Genomic DNA, 11685 nt, shown 5'->3' with positions numbered 1-11685 from the left:
AATTTCTCGCTCAAGATGTAAGTGTCGGTAATTTACTAAGCTCATCGCGCAAACTAGCCGTGGCCGAGGTCACGGTTAGCGTATAGATATCGTCTTGCTTATCAGTGATTTTGGCGTAACAACTTTCACTCAAACCCTCCAAGCGTACATCTGCCAGCAGGGTCAATGATTGAGTGCTCCGCAGACGCAGCTGCTCACCGGCCACCGCCACCAGCAACCCGGTCAATCCCACACCAGCAACTTGTTTGGCAGCCATCAGGCTCAATTTCAATTCAACCGGCGGCTCGATCGCCTGCCACTGGTTTTGAACAGATTCCAATAACAAGTCATAGGGTAAGCCCACCCCGAGTACCTCTGCCAGCTCCAGCGGTTCAACCATGCCTTTTAAATCCACGGCAACGCCTTTGCCGGTCAATACTTCCACCGACGCTGCCGCCACGGTCGCGGGTGAGGCTAATATTTGCCCGCCCACAGTACAAGACTCTATTCGGCCAGTAAGATTCACATTATGGCCAACCACGCCGTATTTAGAGCGCAGCTCCGAACCGATATTGCCCGCCACCACATCACCGGTATTCAGGCCTATCCCAATCGCAATTTCAGGCAAGTTATCGGCACGATTGCGGGTATTCACCTCCTTAATTGCCAACTGCATCGCTAGCGCGCAGGCCAATGCTCGATCGCAGTCGTCTTTGTCGCTCACCGGCGCACCAAAAATTGCCAGAATCCCATCGCCAACAAACTCATCAACAGTGCCGCGATAACGCTGAATAATTTCCGTCATCACCCCGAGGTAGTTATTCAGCAACTGCACGCACTGCTCCGGTGCTAACTGCTCGCTAATCGCCGAAAAGCCCCGAATATCCGCCATGAGTATGGTGACGGTGCGACGCTCGCCCCCCATGCTCAAGCCATTATTATCGTCCAACAGTCGCTGTACGATTTCATCTGACAAATAGCGACCAAACACCTTGCGAATAAAGCGCTGACTCTTTTCCAACTCAGCCAAATACTCCCGCTCGCGATCTTGCCAGCGCTTGGTCTCTAGTAGCGCGCCGATTCGGGCCCGCAGCAAGGTCGAGTTCACCGGTTTAAGTAAGTAGTCACTCGCGCCCGCATCTATACAACGCACGGCACCTTCTTCATCTTGCATGCCGCTTACGACAATCACTGGAATACGGCGCAGGGCTTCATCGCTGCGAATGACTTGCAGTACTTCGTAGCCGTTCATATCGGGCATTACCAAGTCGAGCAGCACCAAGTCTGGGTTGGCGCTGCGCATCACCTCTAGGCAGCGCTCGCCGCTGGCGGCCTCAATAACCATATGGTCTTGACGTTGCAGCTGGTGTGCCAATAAATCGCGACTGCTGTCATTATCATCAACCACCAAAATACTGCCGGTGAGATGATCCTTATCATCACGAATGATGCCCCGCTTAAAGCTCTGGAACATCGCTGCAATCGGATCAACTTTTGCAGACTCAGTGGGCTGCAGGGAAAAACTGTCTAAACGTTCTTGGAAAAGCCGCGATTGATGACGAATTTGCTTTAAAAAGGTATGAGCATCGGCCGCGTCGCAATCTTCAGTTAACATCTCGCTATAACCATCGACCAAACCAATAGCATTGCGCAAGTCGTGACGCAAACGCGAAATCTCGGTCTGCGAGGTCACGCTGAGCGTCGACACCACCTGCAGCACATCAAGTATTTCAGCCGCCGCTCGAGCAATACGCTGGGCATCTGCCAACAACGCGCTATCACCCGCAATAGCGGGTAATTCCAGCAGAGACTCAGTATACGCAGCCACCGACGCCAGCGGCGCCTGCAACGATTGACGCTTATCATCAAGATACGCTTTAAAAATCCGCTCTTTATCGTCCAAAGCCATTTCCTTCTACCAGACCATGTCCACTAGATTATTGCACTTAAACAGCACTTAAGCACAAAAATAGCACGGCACCTCAATGACTTCCGACAAACAAGGGATTAAGGAAGCGCTGGCCAACAGGCCTCGCCAGCATTATAATGCGCGCTGTTTTTCCGGTGTACACGCCACGGCGCGTAATCAAACCACCGCAGCTGAACTGATTGGCGTAACTAAATCCAAGATTTAGCCCAAACCAACAGCACCCAGCACAAGAAAAATGGGCCTTTAGCTCAGTTGGTTAGAGCATCCGACTCATAATCGGCAGGTCCCCAGTTCAAGTCTGGGAAGGCCCACCATTTTTATATCGAACTATGGAATGTTAGCTAGGTCACATGAATACTTATGACCCGACGATGTCGTTGCAGTAAGCTAACAACAAACCTTAAGCTATACTGAAAATATAGACACAGATTTCTTCCCATCTCAAATGTGCTTTTATGGATATAACCAAAGTCACTACACTAGCTCAGGCTTTGCTTAACTTTGCGCAAGAGCAGGGCTCTAGTGGATTGACTATTACTAGTCTCACTAAGCTAATTTATCTAGCTGATGTCTATTACGCTAGAAAAAATAATGGTGAAACGTATTCTGGTACCGAATGGAGGTTCCACCATTTCGGGCCATATTCATTTCAATTATCCGAAACCATCGAAAAAAAAATTCCAAACGTCCAAGTTGAGACTGGTGAAACTCGTGACCAAGGGCATTCCTTTAAGCTGATTAAGCTTTCAGATTACGCCAAGACAGCAACTATGGAGGATACCAAGCTTGGCATAGGTATTACTTCCGCGCTTCAATCCAACGTAAGAAACTTTAGCGGAAATCTCAATTCGCTTCTTGAATATGTATATTTCCATACCGAACCAATGGAAGGCGCCACTCCCGGAGATAAGCTGGACTTCACCAAATGCGAAGTTATCAACTTCAAAGACTTCAAGCCACTGCCATCTAAAAATAAGACCGCCGATAAAATCAAGAAGGGTAAAGAATTGCTGGCTGCGCTTAAAGCCAAAAAAGATGCAAAGAAAAGTAATCTGGGAAATTACACACCCCCAAAATATGACAACCACTATAATCAATCACATATATTATTCGATAAGACGGAAGACAAGAGCTCGGATCATATTGCAAATTTAACCTTCGAAATTTAATAGCGGCGCTTCAATGGACTGCAATCTTTCACTGTCAGATTTTTGTAATAACTTCTACACCTCCACCGGACAAGAAAGTGGTACTGGGCAGATAGTGTGTTGCCCTGTTACATTTCAAGATCGACGGCCGCTGATCGCTGATATAACCCGAGCAGATGGAATTGAGCATAAAAAAGCGGATATAACCATCAGGAAATATCAGGAAGCTGTTGATTTTAAAAGTAAGAGCAGGCTTCCTGTTGCGGCGCTGGGGAGCCTAGGGGATAAATGCGAAGCAATAATTTCCGTAGGAAAAGTTCGCCCTTGCTTAATAATAGGGAAAGCTGGTGAAGTAAATCCGAACTTACTACCAGAAGGATGGCAAAGAAAGAAAGCGCTGAATGCATTTGACTCCCAATATTTATTAGCTCCAGTATATAGTGTTGCGAGCAATTACGAGCCAGGTGCATTCGGGCCAATTATTACGGCTAGAATTAGAGCCGCTATGTATTCGGAGTTCTTATTTTTACCACAACATGATCCTGCCTTACCAAATAATTCAATTTGCAGATTAGATCGCATGTTTCTATCCCCTTTGCTTTGCGCAACGAGACATAGGGACTTATGGTTACATGAAGACGCTATAAACTTTTTGAACGAGCAACTTTTTTGGATGCTTGGCAAAGAACCTGAAGAAGAATTTATGAAAACTCGCCAGCTTCTCTTAGATGACTTACCAGACGAAGCCAAGTAAATTGATGACGCGTCAAAACGTAAATTAAACTAGACCGCTTACACATTGCTTGCTTCAACTGGCATATGTGCAATCAATGCCCGCTAAAATAATCAACTACACAACTTGGGACTTGCAGAGTGTCGGCATAACCGAGGGCTTGCTGCATACCGTGGCTAACGGTTTTGTTGTTTTCTTTGGCCTCGACCACTGCAACTGGCACGGCGGCCTTCCACTGCAACACATAGCCAGCGAACTTCTTTTTCTTGGTGTTGCGCGACGACATATTGCCCCGGACAACAACAGGGCCAGGGGTTAAAGTAACTTCACGGCGGATTTGGCGCAATTGATCCCAGCCTGCATCTTTAATAGCAGGGGTAATAAACAAGTCACAGATGTCGATTTCACTGAGACCTTGTTTTTCTTTTTTATCCATTCACCTGCATTCCTTGCCATGGGCTCGAGCAATTATTGTAGCCATTTCTATTCGCTAGACTTGCTTCGCGCAGCTAGCATTCCCTTTACCCGTAAACGACTACAGCCACAACGGTCGAGCTTGCCAATCAGCGGGGAAGCCCATTTTTTGGTGTCTATGGCGTGCGCTGCTATTAAATCCTTCACCCGTGCCTTCCAGTGATGATCGGGGGCAATCATATTCATCATGTGCAAAGTCATCGTTAAGGTGTTGTAGAGTTTTCTCAAGCGCCGGTCGCTCTCCGGCAGTATCCACAAACTGCTTTGCAGTTCTTTGGGACCGTGAGTGGGTAGCGTCATTTTCTTGGTAATATCGCGGTTCCATAATCTAGCATGATGCGCGGCCATATTTCTAACTAATGAGAGGTGCTCACAGTAAGATGTCATGACCTTATCGTCCACACCGTAATTCCGGCTAATGGCCCTTCGATCTTGCCTAGCTTTTATATTGGAAAACCACTTCGAAAGCTGTCCCATGGTCATAAGCTCAACGACGGCCCAGATTGGCGGAAGCGTCTCCTGATACTTTGTTATTAAATGCCTGATAAAATCTTCATTACTTTTGGCGACATCTTGCTGGAAGCTCATCACCCCTGCCTGATATCTACCTTTGCTTTGAAATAGCCCTGGATCAAGATGTGGGTGGGCCGTGTTGTAACGATGACTAAGTTGATAAGCCATTTGCGTTCTCAGCGACAACTTCTACGCGCTCTATTGCATCCAGCAGGAGTATTCGTAACTCCTGTCAAAAACATAAAGATTCAATACATCATCAAACGATGTACCCGCGACAAACCGATGCGTGGCATGATTTTGCTCAAACGGTAAACAATAAGCTGCGAAACGGTAGTAATTGAGCTGCGAAAGGTAGAATTCAGCCTTAACCGGATCGGGAATATTTAACCCGTGGGACTGTAAGATTTGAACTTGTTCGGCAAATGTTCTGGGCGGCTTTGAAAACGAGACTTTTTGCGGGAAGCTCATTTTTCAGTCCCCCAGAAACAAGTAACCCCTCGCAGGGCGCTGATCTTACGGGTAGCGGGAGGGGTGTTGTTGCGGGTAATTTTAGACCTTAAGCAATTAATGTCAACCACCTTATAAACCAAAGATCGCTGACGCCAGACGTCAATTTCTCTATATCCATTTGTTTTATATGACATTTAGCATCCTGCTATAGCAAATCAGTATCTAATCCCGCGGTCTTTAATCTTTAAGTTAAATTCCTCATTTTACTGAATTCAGTGCCTAAATTAGGTTTTAAACCGACACCAAACGCGAATAGCCGATGCTATTGCACAGGGGGGCTTTCACTACGCAACCTAGCCCATGCAATCCATCCATCACCACTAGGTACATTATGGCTAAAGGCCAGAACTACCACATAGAGCCAGAATGGCCGGCCAACAGCTTTCATTTGTAGGCCGCGGCTTATCGCTCAGTGAGCATTACACCGGCTTAAATATCCACCGTTGCCCATATTCCCCCTTTGGGAGTCCCACCAAAGAGTTGTAATCGTCGCGGTCTAGGTCCGTGAGGTAGGATTCGGATTCAATTGGACCTCCGCTTCCACCCCCTCCGCCAACGCTCCAGATATAGGTACCATCCGTCTGCCAGCGCTTGTTCATGCCACTGTAGCTCGAATCAGTGCCAGCACCGGTAAGCTCGGTCGTACCACCCTGAGGAGTGCCCTTTCGTGCGTCTGATAAACGGTAGTATTCGTAATAGTTTTTAGCGCTACCAAGTAATTCCATAATGGGCGTACCACTTTTCAACTCGTGTGGTACCGGCAGAGCTTCCAGCGATTCAATCAAGCCTGGCGTCGAATAAGGTGAAGCGAAACCCATCTTTACAAACACTTGCCAAGCACTCTCTCCCTCTGTCCAAAATTTTGGTACGGGGGCCTGAAGGATGAAGTCGTCAATATTGAGCGCAAATTCGTGCCATTGTTTAAAACTCCCCGTCCAAAAATCAGGCATCATCAATTCAAGTTGTGGGTCGGTGGTTTCCACTCGCCGTGCTGGATGACTTGTAATGCCGATGACATAACTACCGATGTTTTGTTTCTCTTTAACAGCGACACTGACTAGAGTGGCACAAACCTTACCGTATGAGTCTACGCTATCGTTGAAACACCACAGCGTCTCTAATTCCGACGGCGCTTCTTCCTCATCCTCATCATAGTATTCCAACATTAAATGCGGCTTTCCAGTTGCGACCGTGGTATAGGTGTTGCCCAGCTGATAATCCTCATATTCGTCAGAGTCAGCAAGTATTACCCGAATCTTGCGCTCAGTATCTATGTTAGTAATTGTAAAATCACCGCTAGGAAATTCTGACATATACTAGCTCCTTCTAGAGATTGGTAGTTGGTTGGTTGGTTGGTTATATTCATCAATCGCGACGCCCGCTACACCTTCGGGGTGCATTACCTAGGTCGACTACTCCGCACCGAGACGGAACGAGAGGCCAGACGCGGCCTCATTGTCGTCGAAAGAGCGCTGGCGCTTTTCTTTGTTGATGCGCTTATTTACCGCAGAGCCTGGAAAAGTTTCAATACTGTTGTTAAATAACTCTACATTCTGGTTAAAAATGCGGATGGCGGCGGCAATATTATCCTGCTGATCAGCAATTTCACGCATAAGATTGTTCATAAGGCTGGCGGTCTTTAGATCTGGATAGGCCTCCATGGCAACTTTGAGACCAGAAAGCGCAGACTTCGTCTTCGATTCCGCAGTCTTAAGGGCATCTGTATCTACTGTGTCGCTGGCAAGCTGAGTAACTGCAGCACGCATTTCAGTTAGCTTTTCTAACACGCCAGATTCATAAGCCTTATGCTCCTCAACGATCCGCTCCAGCTCGGGAATCACTTTCAGCTTTTGTCGCTCCTGAACAATAACATCAGACCACGCACGCTGAATGGCATTGCGCCCGCTTACAATCTGGTTGTAAAACCAAATCAGTACAACAATGCCGATGACGGCAATTAAAGCCAGAATTATCGTGTCGCTCATTACTTCACTCCTTGAATGGATTCCCAAGTATTATCGTTGTTCAGTGCCGAAAAATTGGACTGAGTGTGTCGCTGAATCAGCGCTACCAGCTCAAGCGCTACATCTAAAATAGGCATTTTTGCACCATCTTCGATAATTTCCGCTAGCTCCTCAGCCCTATCTTTTGATCGCATAACGGTTCGAACATTGAACGGATCACTCTCCCAAGTTAGGCACATCTGGCCGTTCAAGCCAAATTCCAAGTTTGGATTCTTCAGCTGGGTAACGGCCGCCTCAAGAGCAATAACAATGGATGGTTTAAGAAACTTGGCAGTTTGCATCTCCTCAACACACCGAAGTTTGTAGAGCCGATTGAACGCGACAGAGGCTGGTCGGTATTGTAATTTGTACTTGCTATTTGGCGCATCAGAGCTGATCTGTATACCGCTAAAATTGCCTTCAACCAACACTCCATACCGATCGTAATGATAGTAGGTGGTCTCTGTTTTACTTGTAGAGTGGCCGTTGTGATCAGTCTCAGTGACTTGCCGCTCCTCACACACTACCCAATGAAATCGGAAAAGCGAATATGCCTCACGCCCGCTCTCGCCGCGCCCCGCGGCTGATCTGCAGTACATTATCTCGCGGGAATGGTTGCCTCGGTTAAATTCATGAAAATTCCTATCCCAGTCCTTCAGCTTAGGTATGGGTTCGTCGTTAAGGCCATAACTTGCTAGGGCTGCATTTTCATAAACTTCTTGTACAAATTTTTGGGCTTTGCGCCGCCGGAAAAACCAAAACAGAATAAAGCACGCAGCCAGAGCTATCGCGACGTTATAGATAAGCACGCTAGAACCCGACGTACCATCTGGGCCTATCGGGTAACCTCGTTCCGACCCAAGGATATGACCATAGGCCCCTATACCGAGCAAGAACAACCCCGACCCGAGCTTGCCGCTATCTTCGTAGCGTATTGGCCCACCTAGCGCTCTCAACTGGGTGACTATTCGCGCGGCATCATCTTGCGTGTTTGAGTTAGCCTTAGCGCCGCGAACCGACTTTAATAGTGCGTTTAGCTTTTGATTATGGGACATTCCTTTTCCCTTCTAACTATTTTCAATAGCCCAGCTATTGAAAATCATTCACCTAAACTAAGATTACTACGCTTTTTAAACGAGCCGAAATGATCAAATAGCAGCCATTCAAAAAGTGGTAGCGCCAACTGAGTTTCCAGCAGGTTGAATTCGACTATGCCGGAACACTGAAGTAAGCGACACCGAGTATAGTGCTGAACGCAGCAAAAATTAATACGCTCCCCATATAAAACCACTATTCACAGACATTTGGCTCGGCCGCCGAACCGGCTCACTATTACTCCTTTGCTGGTATTTAAATGCTCGCGATTCAGGAAGTTCGCGCTTGGCTTGCGATACGGCACGTATCATATAACCTTCCAGCAAAGGAAGACCTAAGCTAACGGCGTTCCAAAATTGTGCCAACTCTGGATCATTGGGAATCCAGTCAATTTTTGCGGTAGAAAAGTCACCTTCGATTTTGCGTACGATCATATTCATGTTATTGCCCACCTAGTTATTTTCGATGGGTCAATAATTACCGCTATTGACCTTAAGATCAATATAGGTTGTTTTGAATATCGCGCTTACTTGATGTAAATCAAAAATAGTGGGCTACTGATACAAATCTAAGGGTATTGAGGCTTGCCGTGCAATTAATTGCGAACCGCTAATTTAGCTAATTGTGATTTAGAACTGATATGCCAGCGCAACAGTAGCGCTGGCATAGAGTGAGAAGGCTTAAGGAGCCTTCACCTGGGCTTGGGCTTGGGCTTGCAAGCTAGCCGCAACGCGACAGGCGCGCACCGGCGCCTAAGCAACGCTAAATAGCGTTGCGGCCCTTTTAATCTGCTGCTTCCAAATGCTTATTAATTCGCAGCGCCAACAAGGTCGCCAGCGCGCCAGAGATCAAATACAAACTCACTGCCATCAGCCCAAAATGCACTGATAGACCAAGGGCAATTAACGGCGCAAACGCGGCGCCAAACAGCCATGCAAAATCTGAGGTTAATGCCGCGCCGGCGTAGCGGAATCGCCGTTCGAAATTAGCAGTTAAGGTTCCCGAGGCCTGACCGTAAGAGACACCGAGCAGTGCAAATCCAACCAATATAAAGGTGTCTTGCATCGCTGGCGTGCCGCTCATCAGCATTGGTGTAAACAGCGCGAAGATCCCAATAAGCACGGCCATTAATGACACCGTAGTGCGCTTACCAATGCGGTCGGCAATGATGCCCGATGCGATGGTTGCAATAATGCCTATAAAAGCACCAAACACTTGCACAATAAGCACATTGCCAATGAGTTGCGATTCGCCCAAGGCAATCCATGACAATGGAAAGATCGTCACGATATGAAACAAGGCATAGCTAGCCAGCGCAGCGAAGGCACCCAGAAAGATATTGGGGCCCTGCTTCTCAAGCATTTCACTAGTACTAATTGGCTCAAGCTCACTTTCTTCTAATGCCGCGGTATATTCCTCGGTTAACACTAGGCGCAGGCGTGCAAATAGCGCGACCACATTAATGGCGAAGGCCACAAAGAAGGGATAGCGCCATGCCCAGGCTTGGAAGTCTTCAGCGCTAACGCTATTAATTAAGTAGAGAAACAACAAATTGGCGATCAAGAATCCTATCGGGGCACCGAGCTGGCCGATCATGGCGTACCAGCTGCGCTTGGCTGGCGGGGCATTAAGCACCAGCAACGACGGCAGACCGTCCCACGAGCCGCCAAGGGCAAAGCCCTGAAGAATACGAAACATCGCAAGCAGAAAGATCGAAGCGCCGCCAATACTGTTATAACCGGGCAGAAATGCAATGCCGGCAGTGGCGGTGCCCAATAAAAACAGGGAGCTACTCAGTTTTACACTGCGGCCCCAGCGACGCTGAATATTCATAAACAGTGCGGTGCCAAAGGGCCTCGCCACAAAAGCCATGGAGAAAATAGCAAAACCGTATAACATGCCCTCCAAGGTACTGGCGAAAGGGAAAAACACGCTCGGGAAGACCAATACGCAGGCCATGCCAAACACGAAAAAGTCAAAATGTTCTGAGGCGCGGCCGATAACGACGCCAATGGCGATTTCGCCGGGGGCAACGGCCGAATGGCCCGCTGGGGTTTGCATATCAGCTGCGAGAGAAGAGTTTGTTGTACTGGCCATGGTGCGGCGCTCATCCGTAGGTTTTATGAATTATTGAAAGACTACTCCGATTAGAACGAGCCAGCCATAGGACAAATTGTCCAATTCTCTCTCGGCGGCAATTCCCTTAAAGTCTACGTCTTCTTATTAACATCTGGACTTGCGAGTGGCGATGTCAATTTCAAAAGCTCTGCGCACTATATTCGTTTCCACTATCGGAATGGCCCTGCTGTCTGCTTGCGACACTGTGGTTATGTCGCCGTCGGGGGATATTGCGGCCCAACAAGCACAACTTATTGTGTGGGCGACGATTCTTATGCTGATCGTCGTTATTCCGGTCATTGTACTGACTCTGCTGTTTGCTTGGCGCTATCGCGCGTCCAATAAAGACGCCACCTACAGTCCGGACTGGGATCACTCCACCAATTTGGAGCTTGTTATATGGGCTGCGCCACTGGCCATTATCATTGCGTTAGGCGCATTAACATGGGTGAGCACCCACCAACTCGACCCCTACCGCCCCCTTGATCGCATTGACGAAGGCCGCCCCGTTCCCGAGGGTGTTGAGCCGCTTATTGTTGAAGTGGTCGCCATGGACTGGAAATGGCTGTTCTTTTACCCCGAGTACGGCATTGCCGCGGTGAACCAATTGGCTGCGCCAGTTGATCGGCCAATAAAGTTCAAAATCACTGCGACTACCATGATGAACTCCTTTTATATTCCGGCCTTGGCGGGACAAATCTACGCCATGGGCGGCATGGAAACCCAGCTACACGCGGTCATCAATGAAGCCGGTAGCTACGACGGTTTCTCTGCCAATTACTCTGGTGCGGGCTTTAACGGTATGCGCTTTAAATTCCTCGGCATGCCCGAGATCGAATTTGACGAGTGGGTGAACAAGGTCAAAACCGACGGCGACATTCTCAGCCGCAGCGTATACACCGAACTCGCTGAGCCTAGCGAATACAACCCCGTGCAATACTATCGCGAAGTCGCGCCCGAGCTTTACGACACTATTCTCAACCGCTGCGTTGAACCTGGCACCCTGTGCATGAAGGATATGATGAAGCACCACGGCAGCCACAAAAGTGACGCCGCAGCGCCAAACTCAGCCAATTCAACAGCCAAAACACATGACGAGGGTCACCATGCCCACTAGCTCTTTTTGTGCAATTACCGTGGTCGCGAAGCGTCCGTCCCATTCACTTTTAGCGCGTCAGG

Annotated in this window: 10 protein-coding genes, 1 tRNA gene and 1 pseudogene; 4 read left to right on the top strand and 8 right to left on the bottom strand. The window is 48.2% G+C overall.

Translation table 11 applies throughout. The annotated features are described in order from the left end of the window. Positions 1-10 precede the first annotated feature (10 nt). Entirely contained in the window at positions 11-1888 is a 1878-nt protein-coding gene (locus HNQ57_RS16620) for an adenylate/guanylate cyclase domain-containing protein (RefSeq protein WP_221301773.1), read from the bottom strand. A gap of 258 nt (positions 1889-2146) precedes the next feature. Here HNQ57_RS16620 and HNQ57_RS16615 point away from each other — a divergent pair. The 3 genes from HNQ57_RS16615 (at position 2147) to HNQ57_RS16605 (ending at position 3811) form a co-directional block, all read left to right on the top strand. Continuing rightward, positions 2147-2223: transfer RNA gene (locus tag HNQ57_RS16615), tRNA-Ile, on the top strand. 141 nt (positions 2224-2364) lie between these two features. Then, the gene (locus HNQ57_RS16610; RefSeq protein ID WP_184464880.1) at positions 2365-3078 is read left to right on the top strand and encodes a type II toxin-antitoxin system antitoxin SocA domain-containing protein; all 714 of its coding nucleotides are present in this window, start codon (positions 2365-2367) and stop codon (positions 3076-3078) included. 13 nt (positions 3079-3091) lie between these two features. Beyond that, positions 3092-3811 carry a thioredoxin domain-containing protein gene (locus tag HNQ57_RS16605; protein ID WP_184464878.1) on the top strand — a complete coding sequence of 240 codons (720 nt, stop codon included), beginning with the start codon at positions 3092-3094 and terminating at the stop codon, positions 3809-3811. A 73-nt stretch (positions 3812-3884) separates the two neighbouring features. On the opposite strand, the gene HNQ57_RS16600 is transcribed toward HNQ57_RS16605, so the two are convergent. The 7 genes and pseudogenes from HNQ57_RS16600 to HNQ57_RS16565 form a co-directional block, all read right to left on the bottom strand. Then, positions 3885-4226 (bottom strand): hypothetical protein, encoded by a 342-nt coding sequence (locus tag HNQ57_RS16600; protein ID WP_221301772.1) that lies wholly within the window; start codon positions 4224-4226, stop codon positions 3885-3887. Between the two features lie 47 nt (positions 4227-4273). After that, positions 4274-5248 (bottom strand): annotated as a pseudogene (locus tag HNQ57_RS16595) (Abi family protein). A gap of 461 nt (positions 5249-5709) precedes the next feature. Then, entirely contained in the window at positions 5710-6603 is an 894-nt protein-coding gene (locus HNQ57_RS16585; protein WP_184464872.1) for a hypothetical protein, read from the bottom strand. A gap of 99 nt (positions 6604-6702) precedes the next feature. After that, complete coding sequence (locus HNQ57_RS16580) at positions 6703-7275, bottom strand: LemA family protein (RefSeq protein WP_184464870.1); 573 nt, start codon at positions 7273-7275, stop codon at positions 6703-6705. Then, positions 7275-8348, bottom strand: coding sequence for a hypothetical protein (locus tag HNQ57_RS16575; RefSeq protein ID WP_184464868.1), 1074 nt, complete (start codon positions 8346-8348; stop codon positions 7275-7277). The genes HNQ57_RS16580 and HNQ57_RS16575 overlap by 1 nt, the downstream gene beginning before the upstream one ends. A gap of 210 nt (positions 8349-8558) precedes the next feature. Continuing rightward, positions 8559-8828 (bottom strand): metal-dependent hydrolase, encoded by a 270-nt coding sequence (locus tag HNQ57_RS16570; RefSeq protein WP_184464866.1) that lies wholly within the window; start codon positions 8826-8828, stop codon positions 8559-8561. Between the two features lie 343 nt (positions 8829-9171). After that, on the bottom strand, positions 9172-10485 hold the full coding sequence (locus HNQ57_RS16565; RefSeq protein ID WP_184464864.1) for an MFS transporter: 1314 nt from the start codon (positions 10483-10485) through the stop codon (positions 9172-9174). 151 nt (positions 10486-10636) lie between these two features. Here HNQ57_RS16565 and cyoA point away from each other — a divergent pair, with 151 nt between their 5' ends. Beyond that, positions 10637-11623, top strand: a complete 987-nt coding sequence (cyoA, locus tag HNQ57_RS16560; RefSeq protein WP_184464862.1) for a ubiquinol oxidase subunit II — start codon at positions 10637-10639, stop codon at positions 11621-11623. The last annotated feature ends 62 nt before the right edge of the window (positions 11624-11685 follow it).

It is taken from the genome of Zhongshania antarctica (assembly GCF_014202945.1).
Lineage (GTDB): Bacteria > Pseudomonadota > Gammaproteobacteria > Pseudomonadales > Spongiibacteraceae > Spongiibacter > Spongiibacter antarcticus.
The sequence above is the reverse complement of the archived record's forward strand: the minus strand, read 5'-3'. Positions and strand labels throughout refer to the sequence as shown.